At 47.4% G+C, this 15,208-nt stretch carries 18 protein-coding genes; 3 read left to right on the top strand and 15 right to left on the bottom strand.

Annotated features, from left to right (window positions below; translation table 11 throughout):
• Window positions 1–285: 285 nt before the first annotated feature.
• Window positions 286–522, bottom strand: a complete 237-nt coding sequence (locus ACFODX_RS04550) for a thioredoxin family protein (RefSeq protein WP_378116502.1) — start codon at window positions 520–522, stop codon at window positions 286–288.
• Between the two features lie 133 nt (window positions 523–655).
• Between ACFODX_RS04550 and ACFODX_RS04545 the strand changes: the two genes are divergently transcribed.
• Entirely contained in the window at window positions 656–973 is a 318-nt protein-coding gene (locus ACFODX_RS04545) for a winged helix-turn-helix transcriptional regulator (protein ID WP_378116501.1), read from the top strand.
• 48 nt (window positions 974–1,021) lie between these two features.
• Here ACFODX_RS04545 and ACFODX_RS04540 read toward each other — a convergent pair whose 3' ends face one another.
• The 6 genes from ACFODX_RS04540 to ACFODX_RS04515 form a co-directional block, all read right to left on the bottom strand.
• Window positions 1,022–1,441 (bottom strand): type II toxin-antitoxin system VapC family toxin, encoded by a 420-nt coding sequence (locus tag ACFODX_RS04540; protein ID WP_378116499.1) that lies wholly within the window; start codon window positions 1,439–1,441, stop codon window positions 1,022–1,024.
• Window positions 1,438–1,692 (bottom strand): type II toxin-antitoxin system Phd/YefM family antitoxin, encoded by a 255-nt coding sequence (locus ACFODX_RS04535; protein ID WP_378116497.1) that lies wholly within the window; start codon window positions 1,690–1,692, stop codon window positions 1,438–1,440. The genes ACFODX_RS04540 and ACFODX_RS04535 overlap by 4 nt, the downstream gene beginning before the upstream one ends.
• 71 nt (window positions 1,693–1,763) lie before the next feature.
• Window positions 1,764–3,101 carry an ATP-binding protein gene (locus ACFODX_RS04530; RefSeq protein WP_378116495.1) on the bottom strand — a complete coding sequence of 446 codons (1,338 nt, stop codon included), beginning with the start codon at window positions 3,099–3,101 and terminating at the stop codon, window positions 1,764–1,766.
• Window positions 3,102–3,110: 9 nt separating this feature from the next.
• Window positions 3,111–3,809, bottom strand: coding sequence for a winged helix-turn-helix domain-containing protein (locus ACFODX_RS04525; protein ID WP_378116493.1), 699 nt, complete (start codon window positions 3,807–3,809; stop codon window positions 3,111–3,113).
• Between the two features lies 1 nt (window position 3,810).
• On the bottom strand, window positions 3,811–4,203 hold the full coding sequence (locus tag ACFODX_RS04520; protein ID WP_378116491.1) for a DUF3019 domain-containing protein: 393 nt from the start codon (window positions 4,201–4,203) through the stop codon (window positions 3,811–3,813).
• A gap of 79 nt (window positions 4,204–4,282) precedes the next feature.
• Entirely contained in the window at window positions 4,283–5,197 is a 915-nt protein-coding gene (locus ACFODX_RS04515) for a MipA/OmpV family protein (protein WP_378116489.1), read from the bottom strand.
• Between the two features lie 216 nt (window positions 5,198–5,413).
• Here ACFODX_RS04515 and ACFODX_RS04510 point away from each other — a divergent pair, with 216 nt between their 5' ends.
• On the top strand, window positions 5,414–6,151 hold the full coding sequence (locus ACFODX_RS04510; RefSeq protein ID WP_378116487.1) for a hypothetical protein: 738 nt from the start codon (window positions 5,414–5,416) through the stop codon (window positions 6,149–6,151).
• A gap of 69 nt (window positions 6,152–6,220) precedes the next feature.
• Here ACFODX_RS04510 and ACFODX_RS04505 read toward each other — a convergent pair whose 3' ends face one another.
• Both ACFODX_RS04505 and ACFODX_RS04500 read right to left on the bottom strand, forming a co-directional pair.
• Window positions 6,221–7,063: a DUF2145 domain-containing protein gene (locus ACFODX_RS04505; RefSeq protein WP_378116486.1), complete on the bottom strand. Its 843-nt coding sequence runs from the start codon at window positions 7,061–7,063 to the stop codon at window positions 6,221–6,223.
• 101 nt (window positions 7,064–7,164) lie between these two features.
• A complete protein-coding gene (locus tag ACFODX_RS04500) occupies window positions 7,165–7,497 on the bottom strand; it encodes a hypothetical protein (protein ID WP_378116484.1) in 333 nt (110 codons plus the stop codon).
• Between the two features lie 170 nt (window positions 7,498–7,667).
• Between ACFODX_RS04500 and ACFODX_RS04495 the strand changes: the two genes are divergently transcribed.
• Window positions 7,668–8,402, top strand: coding sequence for a helix-turn-helix domain-containing protein (locus ACFODX_RS04495; RefSeq protein ID WP_378116482.1), 735 nt, complete (start codon window positions 7,668–7,670; stop codon window positions 8,400–8,402).
• A gap of 47 nt (window positions 8,403–8,449) precedes the next feature.
• On the opposite strand, the gene ACFODX_RS04490 is transcribed toward ACFODX_RS04495, so the two are convergent.
• The 6 genes from ACFODX_RS04490 to ACFODX_RS04465 all read right to left on the bottom strand — a co-directional run bounded on the left by ACFODX_RS04490 (window position 8,450) and on the right by ACFODX_RS04465 (window position 15,205).
• Entirely contained in the window at window positions 8,450–9,244 is a 795-nt protein-coding gene (locus tag ACFODX_RS04490; RefSeq protein WP_378116480.1) for an SIMPL domain-containing protein, read from the bottom strand.
• Window positions 9,245–9,363: 119 nt separating this feature from the next.
• Complete coding sequence (locus ACFODX_RS04485; RefSeq protein WP_378116478.1) at window positions 9,364–10,437, bottom strand: efflux RND transporter periplasmic adaptor subunit; 1,074 nt, start codon at window positions 10,435–10,437, stop codon at window positions 9,364–9,366.
• 65 nt (window positions 10,438–10,502) lie between these two features.
• Complete coding sequence (locus ACFODX_RS04480; RefSeq protein WP_378116476.1) at window positions 10,503–11,765, bottom strand: ABC transporter permease; 1,263 nt, start codon at window positions 11,763–11,765, stop codon at window positions 10,503–10,505.
• A gap of 12 nt (window positions 11,766–11,777) precedes the next feature.
• A complete protein-coding gene (locus ACFODX_RS04475; RefSeq protein WP_378116474.1) occupies window positions 11,778–13,016 on the bottom strand; it encodes an ABC transporter permease in 1,239 nt (412 codons plus the stop codon).
• A gap of 5 nt (window positions 13,017–13,021) precedes the next feature.
• Window positions 13,022–13,747, bottom strand: a complete 726-nt coding sequence (locus ACFODX_RS04470; protein ID WP_378116472.1) for an ABC transporter ATP-binding protein — start codon at window positions 13,745–13,747, stop codon at window positions 13,022–13,024.
• A gap of 195 nt (window positions 13,748–13,942) precedes the next feature.
• Window positions 13,943–15,205, bottom strand: coding sequence for an ABC transporter permease (locus ACFODX_RS04465; protein WP_378116470.1), 1,263 nt, complete (start codon window positions 15,203–15,205; stop codon window positions 13,943–13,945).
• Window positions 15,206–15,208: the final 3 nt, after the last annotated feature.

Genomic DNA, 15,208 nt, shown 5'->3' with positions numbered 1-15,208 from the left:
GGGTGTTTAAACCTGCCACTGCCGGGTTTGACGGAAGGAACCAATTGCCGGAGAAAACGAGGCTGTGCCTCTTTTTAGTGGAGTGCGCCGGAATAACAACCTGCAAATTAATCTTATTAGTGCAGGACGGAAGAGGTTAATTGGCGCCTCTAATTACCTTTCTGTGAAGGTTGACGCATTCTAACCCCAATTTTTCACTAAAGGCTAGCCTTGGGGCTGATTAAATACTAGACAAATTGCAGCACCAAGCAGCGGCGGACAAACCCCGGTTTGCCCGCCCTGGATTTATTCCAGCGCCTCAATCGCAGCGCCAAAATTAATGTGCAGCACCTGTCCATCCACCACCAACGCCGGCACAGATTTCACCCCCTGTGTTTTGGCAGCCGCCAGGCGATTTTTGCTCTCGCCCAAATGCACCACCTCCAGATTAACTTTGTCGGTGTCGATTAAATCCAATAGTTGGTGTTCAGCGGCTACACACACCGGGCAACCCGCATGGTAAAAAACGGCTTGGCTTTTCATAATAAATCCTCTCTAAAATAGTGATGTGAAAAGAAGATCGCTGCGCAACGATGGGTTCACTCTAAGCGCGCCAGCCGCACAAAAATAGCGGGCACTTTTTGGTGCCCGGGTAACTTTTCGGGGTAAATTGTTGATGCAACAGGCAAAAAAAATTTCATTAAAATCGCGCTCCAGCTATCAAAAATTGGAAGACGTGATCGGCTGCAAATGGTCGGTATCGGTATTAACCAACGTCGGCAAAGGCATCAACCGCCCCGGCGAATTGGAGCGCGCCATTGAAGGCATCTCCACCAAAGTATTAAGCGAACGTTTCCGCAAATTGGTCGAGTACGGTTTGCTCGATAAAAAAACCTTCAACGAATTACCACCGCGCACCGAGTATTCGTTGACGGAGAAAGGAAAAAAATTAGTGGAGATTATTGGGCAGATTCAGCAGTTGGATGAGCGCTAACTACTCAAGCGTTAGGGGATTTAACGCATTCAATTGTTTTACCATTTCTTAAAACCACGGATTTATTATTTTTACACCGGTAGGTTCAAAATCGGCAAGGTTGCGTGTTACCACCGTCATACCATTCACTATGGCAGTAGCAGCAATTAGCGCATCGCGCTCGGAGCGTGGATCAGGAATATGTAAGCTGGCGCAACATTGGGCAATCGGGACATCGATGGCAAGAGTTCGGTTGCTGAACGCGGGGATTACCTGAGAGTCCAACCAGAGACGCAATAAATTACCCTGATGTGAATCTTTTCGCTGGATAGAAAGCACACCCAGCTCAAGTTCCATAATGGTGATAACTGACAAATACAGGCTATCTGCAGAAACTGACTTAGCCCAAGCAACTACGTTTTTATCCGCCTTCCCTGAGCCTTGTTTTCTCAACTCGGAGATAACATTGGTATCCAACAAATACATCATGATAAATCCGGCACCGTCGTGGTGAGATTCAACTTGGGCGGCTGGAATTCAATTTCATCGGTTTCCGGCATCGCGAGTAAGTCGGCGATATTGGATTGGGTACCACTGATCTTTCGATATTCCTCCACAGTAAGGAGCACATAGGAGGGCTTGCCGCGGTCGGTAATAAATACCGGGCCTTGCAGCGCAGCCTTTTTAGCCTTGCCTGTATCCTGATTGAATTCACGGCTGGAGAGAATGGTCGTTGTCATAGTCGCCTCCAATAATGTAGCAACGTATAAACATTAATGGAGTGCAAGTTGAATGGCAAGCTAAAAAATGATCAGGATTGCGAGTGTTTCGGCCAACATACCTCAGCCCTTGCACCACCCAGGACTTGGGGTTCGATAAAGCGCGCGTAGCCGCGGTGCCACTGCATGATGCGTTTGACTATGGCGAGGCCCAAACCAAAACCGCCGGTGGCGGTATTGCTGTTGCTCTCGCCATAAAGCCGCACAAAGGATTCAAATACTTTTTCGCGCTGTTCGCGGGCGATGCCGGGGCCGTCGTCCTCCACCGCGATATAAAAATGCGTTGGGCTTTGGCTCAACTCCACGCGGATTTGTGTGCGTGCATAACCGGCGGCGTTGTTGATTAAATTTTGCAGCACAGTTTCCATGAGTTTCCACTCACAGCTAAATACCGCACTGTCTGCCTCGCTCATCCGCTCTGGGTTAGCCTCTGTTAAATCAACAATTTCCAGCTGCAGATTGCGTTCGTTGTGGCGATAAAAGCGGCTGCGAATTGCGTGCAATAAATCCAGCATATGCCCCGGTGTTTGCTGCAGGGTTTGGGTTTTTTGTTCAAAGCCGGCGTACATCAGCAGTGCGCTGATTAATGCCTCCATCTCGGCGACATCCTGCTCCACACTGCGCAACTGGCGACGATTTTTTTCATCCAATTGCTGTTCATCGATCAGCGCTAGCGCAAATTTCATGCGCGCCAGCGGCGTGCGCAATTCGTGGGATACCGCGTTGGTCATTTCGCGGTGCGAAGCAATTAATTCGCGCAGCCGCTGCGCCATTTGGTTGAACGCTTGTGCCAGTGGGTAGAGTGTTGAAGCAGGAGAAATGTTTAAGGTTTCCGGTACGCCATCTTTACCGAGCGCGCGGGTTTGCACTTCCAATTTTTTACTGTCGCGCGATAGCGGCCACACCCAAATATAAATCACCAGCGCAATCGCCAGATAAAAACCAATCAATAACAAGTTGTACCAAGGGGATTCCTGCACATCATCAAGCGGCAGGCTGAGCATCATCACCTGATCGGTTTGCGCCAGGCGTTTATACCAAATTATTTGCTCGCGGCTGCGGCTGGCCAACAACTCACCGGCATGTAATTCCTGCAGCGCAGAGGATTGGGCCATATCGTCCAGGGGTAAAATTTCCAACGCTACATTTAAACGCTGCGAAATACGCTGCGCATCGGCGCGATAATCCACTGGCGGCTGCGGTTGTGTCTGATCCAGTAAATCCTCTTCCAGCAATTGCAGCAGCGCAATCACTTCGGCGCTGGGTTGCTGCTCGGGTGCAAGATTTTCCCAAAATTGATTAAGCCCCCAGCCAATTAACACCACCGAGGTAACAATAAAAAAATACAGCGAAATAAACGCGCGGTTCATGAGTGGGAATTACCAGGCATCGGCAATAAACAAATAGCCCTTGCCCCAAATTGTTTTAATTCGCGTGGGGTTTTCAGGATTGTCGTTGAGTTTTTTGCGCAGCTGGGAAATGCGCACATCGATGGTGCGATCCAAACCATCGTATTCGCGATTGTAGATATGGTTGAACAAAAATTCGCGGCTGAGAATTTGCCCGGCTTGTGCCGCAAGTGCCAAAAGCAAATCATATTCGTGGCTGGATAAAATAATTTCCTGCCCGGCGAGCAACACTTTACGCGCACTGGGCTGAATGCAGAGTTCACCAAAATTCAGCGCTTCCTGCTCGCGCGGATCGTTTTGATAATAGCGGCGCAGCAGCGCACGAATGCGCGCCAATAATACACGTGGTTCAGCGGGTTTAATCACATAGTCATCGGCGCCGTATTCCAACCCCAAGACTTGGTCTACATCTGAATCGCGCGCGGTGAGCATTAAAATCGGCCCTTTAAAATGGGGGCGCAATTCTTTACACAGCGTTAAACCGTCTTTGCCCGGCAACATCAAATCCAACACGATCAAAGCCGGATTTAAATTCTGTGCCTGACGGATTACCCGGTTGCCATTTTCCTCCAATGCAACTTGAAAATCGTTGGCCTCCAAAAAATCTTTTACCAACTGCGCCAGCCGGCGGTCGTCCTCAACCAATAAAATTAAATTGTTTTGTAACATGCTAGAAAAAACTCCAGGGATTGCGCCGCGCGCGGCGGTATTTTTTGTCATTGTAGACAACCTGGAAACGCTGATCGCTCAGGGCTGTTCCGGTTTCTGTTTCACGCAATTCAAAATCGGTGCTTGCACTCGCGGTTAATTCAAATTGGTATTCACCCCGGGTGGCGTTCTGCCAGCAGCGTAGCGGTTGGGTTTTGTCTTGTTGGTATAAACACAGGGAGCGTTTTTGCGCCGCCTGCCAGCGCACTTCCAGTTCATCGCGACAGACTTCTTCACCGGCATTTAACACACACAAACGCGGCTTGATGGAAAATTGGATCAGCGGCAAGCTGGAGGCACTGGCAGAGGATTCGGCGGAGTGTAAATCACTGGCGAGCAGGGGGCTTCCCGGCAACCCTGCGGTAAAAAGCAGGGCGGTAAGGAATCGTCCGGGAGTAGGCTGTGTTGCCCTAACGCGTTTCAGTACCCCACCATCAAAAATGGTAGACCCCTCCAACAAAAACCGTGATGACTTTATTATCGTTAATTAACGGGCTGGCGGAAATCTCATCGGGTAATTCACGATAGCTGGCGAGCAGGCGCAAATCCCAGCGCTCGGTCAATTCGTAGTTCCAATCCAGGCGCAACAGCGGTGTTATGGCTGAACCCGTTTGGTAACTGCCGCGCGCATCCGCTTCGGCAAGGGTAACACCGTAGTAATAATTCACCACCTCGCGGCTCTGCCAATTTGCGCCCAGTGACGCCGACCATTGATGCTTACCGGCTTGCCAGTGTTTGGCGATGGCAACACGCGCTTCTTCGCCTGAGTGGATTTGGGTAAAGTCAGTCAGGTATTGGATTTGCAAATCCACCAGCGCTGTTGACCAGCTGTATTCAATACCGGCCAAGCCCGCCATTTTCCGGTCGCGCAGCTTGCGCCCCTGCAAGGGCATAAATTCCGGCGTGAGCAATTCGCGATCATGCACCTCATCGTCAGTCACCACCGGATTTTTACCGCCGCTTTCTTTGCCCGCAGTTGCTAGCGTACTGCCATCGATAAAAAAATTACTGGGGCTCCAGCGATGGAAAAAAACCTGATCGTAACTGGGTGTTGCCAACAGGTTGAGCTGTTGGCTTTCGCTTTGCCAAAGGATCGCCCCAAAATCCAGATTCTGGATAAAAAACCGCTCACCGTTATAGTTAACCTGCGGCAGTATCACCAGCGGAATATCATCGCCATCATCGAGCGGATTGGTGCGCACCCCCGCCCCCACTCCAACACTGATATCCCACTTGCCCACTTCCACACAATCGCCCTGCCCTTGCTCACAGGCCAGAGCGGTTGCCGTTAGCAATAAGGCCAGGGGCAAAAATAAAAAACGCAGTGGTAAACGGGGAATCAGGTTCATAGCCGGGGTTATGCAGGAAAGACTGGGATAGCTTATTTATAAACGGCGCGAGTGCCTAGTGTTGTAATGAATTGTAGTGGGCCCGCTCGCAATTCCCTGACGCTGGCAAACCCCGGAACAGTTACATTTTTTTACCAGCCACTACATATCCACCACAGACGCCTTGGGGAGTGCTGCACAAAATAGGGAATACAACCCATAAAAGGAGCCGTCATCATGCGATTCACCCATCTCATCCCGCTTGGTCTGCTATTAATCGGCAGCAGTTTTATCAGTGCCTGTGGCAGCGATATCAAACTTCCGCCTGTTGACCCCAATTCAAAAGCATTAGTCATCGACTTTAACGATACCAATAGCGGTTGGAAATCCGGTTTTGCCGATTATCCTGCGGGCGAAGAAGCCTTTTATGAACTGGATGCGGGTGTCACCAACCTACCGACAAGTCTGGGAACAAATCGCAAGGGTTACCGGTTAACGGGCAATAATCACAGTGATGACTTGTTTATGTTTATCACGAAAAAATTTGAAGGCTTGGAACCCAACACTCGCTACAACTTTCAATTCAAAGTGCGCTTTGGCACTAACGCCCAAAAAAATTGTATGGGTGTGGGCGGCGCACCGGGCGAGAGTGTGTGGATTAAAGCCGGTGCCAGTAAAATCGAACCCGCTGCGGTAAATAATGGCGCTGGGGATTTGTTGATGAATATCGACAAGGGCAATCAAGCCGTTGGTGGCAGTGATGCGATTATCCTCGGCGATTTTGCCAATAGTCGCGAATGTGGCGACAGCAATACCAGCTACATGAGTAAAACCCTGCGCAGCGAAACAAGCGGGCTAACCAGCGTCACTGCTGCTGATGGCAGCATCTGGCTGTTGCTGGGCACTGACTCGGGTTTTGAATCCACCACCACTATTTATTTTATGACGCTGGATGTGATTGCAACCAAACTCTGATTACACAAAAAGCCCACACCGTTATTACTCGCTATAGGTGTGGGCTTTATGTTATGCCGCCGTGTTTTATTAATTTTTAGCGAGCAACTCTTTATTGTTGTAACGCATGGAACTTAGCTGACCATCCTGTTCCAGTATTACCGCGTGATCCAACAAATTATTGGCTGCCAGATAATTCCCAATACTGCCCATGGTAGCGGTTTCAATTCCGGCGGGGTGGTCTGCAGTTTTTACATCCTCCATAACCATAGTGCCCAACAATAACTTCACGCCGTTTATTTCCATGTGCTGCGCCGAAAAATGCGCCTTGGTATTTGCTTTGAGTTGTTCGTAGTTAGTGGTTTGATAAATAGCTGCATTAATCACATCCAAAGTATGTTCAGTGCAGTTTTGGTAATCGCCATTAAATGGATTGGCCAATACTGAGTAACGCGGTACATGTACCTGGTATTGCACACCCTCAGCATAGGCTGCAACTAAACGCTGCTGTAAATCCGCACTGGGGATAATAATGCCGGCGCGCATTTGGTGTGCGCTCCAAAAAAAATCAACCGGGTAATCAGTCACCAATTCACTGACATCTTTTTTCTGTGCCGTTTGATAAAGATTGTGAATGGCATAACCCTTGGCGAGGCTGCCATCAGGCAAGGTTATTGTTGAATAGATCGCTACCGCAGTATGGGTAAATTCTACGCCGTTGGGCAATTGCTCTGGCGGCCGCCCTACCCGGCCAATAATAAATGCGCGAGCTCCCTGTGCCGCTGCATATTTTTCTACTTGTTTGGCAAAGCGGCTAATTTCGTCGGGTGAAAACTGAGCCTCACCCGCTGCGTTGCTACCCGCCCACAAGGCACCGCTCGCCAGGCTCAGGCCTATCAACAATATCGCTTTTAATCTGTTCAAGGGTTTCATGGATTTATCCTTTGTGCACGCCATATTTATTCGTTGGGTTTTCTGCGGCATCCCTGCCAGCAAAACAGTTGTAACTATCCCTTCAGGTTACGCAGTTGTCCTTAGCGCTGTTGCAATTCCTTTGTCATTACCACAGCGGGAGCAGGTTCAGCGGTCAAGGTAATGTCTGTTACTTCTAACGGCTGATTGTCGGTAGCGACATTCATCAAGGCTTCACCTGCTTTAACTGAAGCCTTGCCCAATTCACCGGCAGCTATCAGGGGCACAGCAACGGCTCCACTGACAACTTGACCTGAGGCGATAGCCGCATGTTTTATCGCTTTACCTGAATGGTTTGCCGAAGCAGCCGCGTTACCCAGGCTGTCGGCAGCGAGCAAGCTCTGGCTAGTCATCAATGCGATTGTTACCAGTGCAAATTGAGTTACTTTTTTCATAACAAGATCCTTTCCTAGTCAGTAGTTCACGTTGAGTAATATCGCCTTAGCTACCAGCTTTAGTGCTGTGTCAGCCGCGATGGAGGCACTATGGAGATGCGGTGGCGGGGTGTAAATTTTTGTGGATGAAGTAGACTGACGCAAAACCCAAGGTATAGGAATTTAATACTATGAGTCAGATCGCCAGCCTGTGCGAAACACTCAAGCGTCTGCTTAAAGCCCGCAACATCACTTATAAGGATCTGGCGCAGGCACTGGATTTAAGCGAGGCCAATATCAAACGTATTTTTTCCAGTCAAAGTTTTACCCTTGAACGACTGGAACAAATCTGCAGCCTCATGGAGTTAAACCTTTCAGATTTATTTTTATTAACCAGTAATCAGGAACAACGACTTTCCCAGTTAAGTCAGGAGCAGGAAGAAGAGTTAATTGCCAACAAAAAACTACTGTTGGTTGCGGTATGTGCGCGCGATGGTTGGAGTTTTGAGGACATAATCAGCCAATATCAAATTAGCGAGCATGAGTGCATTCGTTTACTGGCACGTTTGGATAAATTAAAAATGTTGCAGCTGTTACCCGGCAATAAATTTAAATTATTGATCGCGCAGAATTTCCGCTGGATTCCAGGCGGCCCACTGGAGCGTTTTATGAATAGGGATGTGATTGTGGAATTTATGGAGGGTGATTTTAATCAGGAGCAAGCCTTTCGTTTTTATTTGCGCGGCAGCTACTCCGCCGCCTCTATTGCACTGCTAAAAAATAAACTAAACCAGCTCACCCAAGAGGCCGGTTTGCTTAATCAACAGGATGCCAAATTACCACTGGATCAGCGCCAGCACGCCGGTTTATTGCTGGCCATTCGGCCCTGGGAGTTGAGCATGTTTAAAAATATGCGCAGGGTTTGACTTGATATAGGGTGGTAAGCTGGAGCCAACCACCCTGTTTATCTTTGTTAATTTGCTGATGGGTTTATAACTTTATAATCCACCACTAACTCAGCGGTGTATACCACTTCATCAAAAGACGGTTCGCTCGGTATTTCAGGTGCGTACTTATCACTTACCGAGGCGCGTATTCCGGTAACAATAACTTCCTCAACTTCAGATACTGCTCTTGCACCGGAACTAGGCTGGCGCTGGACACGTGCGTCGCGAAAGGTAACCGGAATGAGCTTTACATTTAAGGATTTCTCGTAAAACTCTTTTTGTTTGTTAATCTTTTTAAGTACCTCTTCCTTTATTTGCTGCTCAAACAACTCTTTTTCAGTGTGCTCAAATTCTGTTTTTGCTAACTCAACCTCTGCATAAGAGTCAGCTACCAGTGCAACATTGCGCAAATCTGCTTCAGCAAAAATACTTACGCTGATACGGTTAATAACCTTGTAAGTGGAAGGCTTTTTACTAAACAGACCATATTCCGGTGTGGATGTGAATTTCGCATTTTTGATGTCTTTTTCGCTTATTCCCTTGGCAATTAAATCTGCTTTTACCTTTTCACGCAGAGTATTATTTTGCGTCAAACTTTCCGATAAGGTTTTTCCCTCTGTTGTTATCACTAAATGAATAATCGCCTTATCCGAATAAGCTTTCTTTTCTGCTCTATCTACCAAAGTCACTAGTTGAGCTTGAGGGTGTAAAAATTGACGCAAATCCTCCGGGCTACCTTTTAATTCAGTTTGCGCAAACCCCACAGGCATAAAAGCTATCAAGCTCAAGGTTAAAACGGCTTTGATGATATTTAGTTGCATAAAGTAACTCCTTCCTGATGCGCTTTTTAACTGGGCCAAGGTAAGGAACAAGAACAGCAATTATCAAACGGCACAAGGGCGAAACCAGTTTCGCCCTTGTTGATTTGGCAAGTTAAATGTTAGCGATGTTTAATTTTATCGCCAACTTTCAGGCCTTCCAGTATTTCGATATTAATGCCATCAGAAATGCCGGTTTTCACTTCGCGCTTTTCAAATTTTTGTGGGCCGGTTTCGATTTCCACAAAGTTAGCTTTTTCTTCCACTATCAGGTTGCCTTCATTAATGGCGACTACGTTTTCGCGTTTTTCCAGCACTATGTCGGCATTCGCGCTGTAGTTGGAGCGAAGGAATAATTTTTCGCTGAGTTTTACCGCAGCGCGGATCTGGAATTTAATAGTGCCCTGATCAGTAATACCTTTAGGGGAAATATATTCCAGCACTGCAGTAAAGGGTTCACCTTCCAAAGCGCCTACGTCCAGCACTAATTCCATACCCTCGCGGATTTTTCCCACTTCGGATTCATCCACCATACCTTCAAAAATCATATCGTTCATATCGGCGAGGGTAGCAATGGTAGTACCGGCACCGAAAGAGCTGGTCTCTACAATAAAAGCACCTTCTTTAAAAGGCAGATCCAACACCATACCGGTAACTGTGGCGGGAATCATGTTGGAAACCTTGTCCGACTTTTTAGTCGCACCGGATTTCATCAGCAGCAAATTATTTTCGGCAGCGGTAACTGCCTCGCGCTGCAAATCGTAATTTAATAAAAATTTGTTGTACTCAGAGGCAGAAATTAATTTCTCTGCAAAAAGTTTTTTCTGCCGCTCAAACTCGACGGTTGCGTTTTGGAAATTTAACTTGGCCGTTTCCAATTGCGATTCCGCCTGGTTCAACATCACCATGCTCGGCGCCAGGGTAATTTTGGCAATGATGTCGCCCTTTTTTACCGTCTGGCCAGCGGTCACATAAAGCTGTTCAACCACACCGGAAACCTGGGATTTAATTTCTACCTCACGGCGCGGTATTACCTTGCCCACCGCCACCGTCTTTTTCACTATGTTGGTAGTGAATACTTCGTCCGATTGATAGACCACAGGTTTTTCCTGTGACTTGTTGTAGAGGAATACAGCGGTGCCAATAAACACTACTGCGATCAAGCCTAATACGGCAAACCAGATAAATTTTTTCATGACATCCTTCTTGTAATAACCTAAAAAAATGAACGTAAAAATCGGGCAAAAACAGTTAGTAACAATTACTCATCTTGCAAGGCAATAATCGGGTTTACCCCGGCGGCTTTAGCCGCTGGCATGAGTGACGCCAACAAACCGGAAATCACCAACACCACCAAAGCGCTAATAGCCGTGGCAAAATCCACTTCGGGTTTGCCAAAAAATCCCGCTTGGCCACCGGCGGCATCCAACAGGGTGGCTATGCCTTCCAACAACAACACACCAATTACCAAACCGCTATAACCTGCCACCGCGGTAATAAAAATGGATTCCTGAACAATCATGCCAATAATCGAATTAGGGGTAGCACCCAGCGCTTTGCGTAAACCAATTTCACGGGTGCGCTCTTTCACCACGATCAGCATAATATTGCCTACCCCAATAGCACCGGCCATGATGGTGCCTATGGCAACTATCCAACTGAATACTTTGATGCCGGTAAATAAACCTTCAATTTTGTCGAACTCGTTTTGCAAGTTAAAACTGCCAAACACACCAACATCTTGCGGGTTTACTTTTTTCAACTCGGCCAAATATTTTTTAACGTCTTCTTCGACCACACGCGCATGTAAACCCGGTTTGGGCTGCACCACAAAACTGCCAATCCAACCCACTTGGTTAAAGGCATAGCGCAGGGTGTCGTTGGGGATATAAATCTTTTCCTCTTCCTGCTGCTGGTTGCCACTCGCCAGGGATTCAAACACACCGACCACTTTAAAACTGATGCCATTGATGGTGATGTCTGCGCCGATGGGATCTTCATTTTCACCAAATAATTGAGTGCGAACGCGTGTTCCTATAATGACCGTTTTGCGTTTTTCGCGATCATCAAACTCATTAATTTCCCTGCCTTGAATAATGCGCAGCGAATTAATATTGGTCATGCCCGCATGTATGCCTTCCACAAAAAAAGTCCCGTTTTTATCTTTGTGTACTGTGTAAGGTGGCGAGCCGCTCCAAATACCCACGGAGTTTTGTCCGCGAATAAAACCCACTGACTCCACATTTTTTTCAATCGCTGCAACATCTTCAGGTTTAAACTGGATTTGCCGGCCTATGGGCATACCTTGATAGGGCAATTGGGTGCTGCCCTGAACCCAGATCCACACAATATTGGGCACACGGGGAAAACCTTTATTAACACCGTTTTCCAAACCTTTGCCAGCGCCGAGCAATACCGTGAGCATAAAAATGCCCCAGAAAACACCAAAGGCTGTCAGCGCTGTGCGCAATTTATGTTGGCCAAAGGTTTTAAAAATTTCTTGCCACTTTTCAGTATCAATCATGGTGTGGCCTCCTTAATCTGCACGCATGGCTTCAATGGGCATAATTTTCGCTGCGCGCAGTGCTGGCATTAAACCAGCGAGTGCACCCACCACTACCAGCAATACAATCGCGGTAATTGCCACCTGAAAATTGATCTCCGGATTTTTAAAATAGGGCATTTGCGCGCCTACTGAATTCAAACCAAAGGAAATCAATTCAATCAAACCAACACCCAAAACCAAACCGGCATAACCGGCGATACTGGTCACCAAAATGGATTCCAACAATAAAGTGCTCACAATACTGAAGGGGCTGGCGCCAATCGCTTTGCGAATTCCAATTTCGCGGGTGCGCTCTTTTACCGTAATAATCATGATATTACTCACACCCACAATGCCGGCCATTAGGGTGCCCAGGCCGACAAACCAAATAAATGAATTAATGCCAATAAATAAACCTTTCACCATTTTTGCCGGCTCAGCCATATTAAATGAGCGAATGGCCCGGCGATCTTCCGGTGATACTGAATGGCGGCGCTGCAATACTTCGATGACTTTTTTCTCCAGCTCAAAACCATCTACGCCCAATTCAGGGCGCAACCAAATAGCGCCGATACGATTGCTTTCGCCAAACATTTTTTGAAATGTTGGCTGGGGTATGTAAACGCGCTCTGAATCGCGGCCGCGATTACTTTTGTCGTAAAAAACACCAACTACTTTCATCATCACGCCGTTAACACGAATGTCTTTATTGATTGGATCTACCTCTTTTCCAAATAGACGTTCGGCGACTACAGTGCCAATCACCGCGACTTTGCGCAGCTCTTGCTGGTCAAGACGATTCATCTTGCGCCCAACATTAAACGGGATTCCCTCTTTCACGGCGAAATATTCTTCGGGCACACCCAGCACCGCAAAGTTTGCATTTTTTTGCTCGTAATAAATGGCAATACCATTGCGCTGGTTTTCAGCGGCGATAAAACGTATGCCGGGCACCTGCTGTTTTAACGCCGCCACATCATCCAGCGTGAGTTGGATTTGTCGCCCAAGGCCCATACCTTTGTAGGCGACAGAGGTAGTGCCGGTATAGGCCACAATAAAATCCAACACATCGGAACCAAAATCTTCATAGACACCGTTTTGCATACCGCGCCCGGCACCCAGTAACAGCATCAACATAAAAATTCCCCAAAACACACCAAAGGCGGTGAGTGCCGTGCGCAATTTGTTTTGGCGCAGGGTGTAGAGGATTTCCTGTAAACCATCAAACATTGGTATTACCCCAGAATTTCTTCTTCGTCCTGATCATCGGCTGTGATGATCGGCGCATGGTGATGTTTACCGGAAACAATCAAACCGTCTTTCAAAATAATCTGACGCTGGGTTTGGTCGGCAATATCCTGCTCGTGGGTGACTATCACAATGGTATTGCCCAGGGCATGAACTTCTTTCATGAGTCCCATCACTTCTTGTGTGGTTTGGCTATCCAATGCACCTGTGGGTTCATCAGCAAGAATCACTTTGGGTTTGGTCACCAGCGCGCGCGCAATAGCAACACGCTGTTTTTGTCCGCCGGATAATTCATTTGGCATATGGGCAGCGCGGTTGCTCAAGCCCACCATTTCCAAATATTGCGCCGCACGATAATTGCGCTCCTTGCGGCTCACACCCTGGTAATAAAGCGGCAGGGCCACATTTTCAGTAGCATTTTTAAACGGCAACAAATTGAAGGATTGAAAGACAAAGCCCAATAATTCATTGCGCAATTTTGCTGCGGTTTTTTCCTTGAGGTTTTTAATCTCGCGACCGGCAAGAAAATAATCGCCCTGATCATGGGTATCCAAAATACCCAAAATATTCAACAAGGTAGATTTGCCCGAGCCGGATGAACCCATAATGGATACCAACTCACCCTCGCGGATATGCAAATCAATGCCTTTTAATACATGCAGCGGCTGCTCACCGGAGTGGTAATACTTATGGATGTTATGAAGTTTGATCATGGTAAATTCCTTGGCGATCTGCGCGTGAAGAACGCAGCTAGCTTATTCAGTTTTCAAGGCACAGCCGGCGTTTTTAACTGCGCTTAACACTTGTTATGACAAGTGTCAGCAGCACAGTCTGCTCAGGTGTCACTATTGGTGACTGGTTATTAACTTGGATGTTCCAAGTGGGATTTTGGATTCACTAACAAAAAATTATTCATCTTGCAAAGCAATAATAGGATTCACACTCGCTGCATTACGCGCAGGTAAGAGTGCTGCAACTATGCCGGTGACGACCAATACGCCCAGCGCCATAAGTGCAATTTGGATATCGATAAATGGCGAAGCAAAAATACCATCGCCCTGCCCCAGGCTGACCAGTAGCGCGCGGATTGCTTCCAGTAGCAATACCCCCGCGACCAAACCGGCGTAACCGGCAATCAGGGTAATCACTAAAGATTCATGCACAATCATTAAACTGATATTTAACGGCGTTGCGCCCATGGCTTTGCGCAGGCCAATTTCGCGCGTGCGCTCTTTCACCACCACCAACATAATATTGCCCACGCCAATAACACCCGCGATGATGGTGCCAATCGCAACCATCCAGCTAAAACCAATAATGCCTGTCACCAAACCGCGATTTTGTTGATACACCTGTTCCATGTTAAAACCGCCAATCACACCGGAATCATCCGGGTGAATGCGATTGCGTTGATAGAGCAGTTGTTTAACCTCGCGCTCCGCATCAAAAGCGCTGTAGCCCGCAGCCGGTGTAAAAAACAACATTTGAAATGCATCTAATTGATTAAACGCATAACGCAGGGTTTGATTGGGCAGGATAATTTTGCTGTTCGCTTGCTGCGCACCATCGCCCGGTTCGGTGGATTTATAAATGCCCACCACGACAAATTGCACACCGTTTATTTTTATCGATTCACCTATAGGGTGAGTGCCATCTTTAAATAACACTTCTTTTACGCGTGTACCAATCACCGCCACTTTGCGTTTTTCTTTTTCATCCAGCGGATTAACGTAACGCCCTTCAATTACCTTCACAAATTCAAACGGTTCCCAGCCGGGGTGGCTGCCATTCACAGAAAATGAGCCGCTCTCTTTGCCATAAACCACATACTGGGCAGCGCCCCAACTCCCCAGGTTATTTTTTCCATCCACCATATCCACACTGGAAATTTTTTGGCGAATAGCTTCTACATCGGCCTCGGTAAATTTTACGCTGCGACCTTTGCCCAAACCTTCAAAGGCCATTTGGGTAGTATTGGATGGCCAAAAAATCACTACGTTTTTTGCATCGCCAAAAATGCCTTCAATTTTGCTGCCAAAACCGGTGCCAAACCCGAGCAAAATCACCAGCATAAAAATGCCCCAAAAAACCCCAAAGGCAGTCAGGCCGGTGCGCAATTTTTGTTTTTTGAGGCTGCTGATAATTTCCTGCCACTTATCCCAATCAAACATTAT

Source organism: Cellvibrio fontiphilus, assembly GCF_042646205.1.
In the GTDB taxonomy this organism is placed as follows: Bacteria; Pseudomonadota; Gammaproteobacteria; order Pseudomonadales; family Cellvibrionaceae; genus Cellvibrio; species Cellvibrio fontiphilus_A.
This window is presented reverse-complemented; position numbering and strand designations above follow the sequence as displayed.

Coding starts and splice junctions, on each gene's coding strand:
- ACFODX_RS04550 (WP_378116502.1), bottom strand. CDS start 522: ATGAAAAGCCAAGCCGTTTTTTACCATGCGGGTTGCCCGGTGTGTGTA.
- ACFODX_RS04545 (WP_378116501.1), top strand. CDS start 656: ATGCAACAGGCAAAAAAAATTTCATTAAAATCGCGCTCCAGCTATCAA.
- ACFODX_RS04540 (WP_378116499.1), bottom strand. CDS start 1,441: ATGATGTATTTGTTGGATACCAATGTTATCTCCGAGTTGAGAAAACAA.
- ACFODX_RS04535 (WP_378116497.1), bottom strand. CDS start 1,692: ATGACAACGACCATTCTCTCCAGCCGTGAATTCAATCAGGATACAGGC.
- ACFODX_RS04530 (WP_378116495.1), bottom strand. CDS start 3,101: ATGAACCGCGCGTTTATTTCGCTGTATTTTTTTATTGTTACCTCGGTG.
- ACFODX_RS04525 (WP_378116493.1), bottom strand. CDS start 3,809: ATGTTACAAAACAATTTAATTTTATTGGTTGAGGACGACCGCCGGCTG.
- ACFODX_RS04515 (WP_378116489.1), bottom strand. CDS start 5,197: ATGAACCTGATTCCCCGTTTACCACTGCGTTTTTTATTTTTGCCCCTG.
- ACFODX_RS04510 (WP_378116487.1), top strand. CDS start 5,414: ATGCGATTCACCCATCTCATCCCGCTTGGTCTGCTATTAATCGGCAGC.
- ACFODX_RS04505 (WP_378116486.1), bottom strand. CDS start 7,063: ATGAAACCCTTGAACAGATTAAAAGCGATATTGTTGATAGGCCTGAGC.
- ACFODX_RS04500 (WP_378116484.1), bottom strand. CDS start 7,497: ATGAAAAAAGTAACTCAATTTGCACTGGTAACAATCGCATTGATGACT.
- ACFODX_RS04495 (WP_378116482.1), top strand. CDS start 7,668: ATGAGTCAGATCGCCAGCCTGTGCGAAACACTCAAGCGTCTGCTTAAA.
- ACFODX_RS04490 (WP_378116480.1), bottom strand. CDS start 9,244: ATGCAACTAAATATCATCAAAGCCGTTTTAACCTTGAGCTTGATAGCT.
- ACFODX_RS04485 (WP_378116478.1), bottom strand. CDS start 10,437: ATGAAAAAATTTATCTGGTTTGCCGTATTAGGCTTGATCGCAGTAGTG.
- ACFODX_RS04480 (WP_378116476.1), bottom strand. CDS start 11,765: ATGATTGATACTGAAAAGTGGCAAGAAATTTTTAAAACCTTTGGCCAA.
- ACFODX_RS04475 (WP_378116474.1), bottom strand. CDS start 13,016: ATGTTTGATGGTTTACAGGAAATCCTCTACACCCTGCGCCAAAACAAA.
- ACFODX_RS04470 (WP_378116472.1), bottom strand. CDS start 13,747: ATGATCAAACTTCATAACATCCATAAGTATTACCACTCCGGTGAGCAG.
- ACFODX_RS04465 (WP_378116470.1), bottom strand. CDS start 15,205: ATGTTTGATTGGGATAAGTGGCAGGAAATTATCAGCAGCCTCAAAAAA.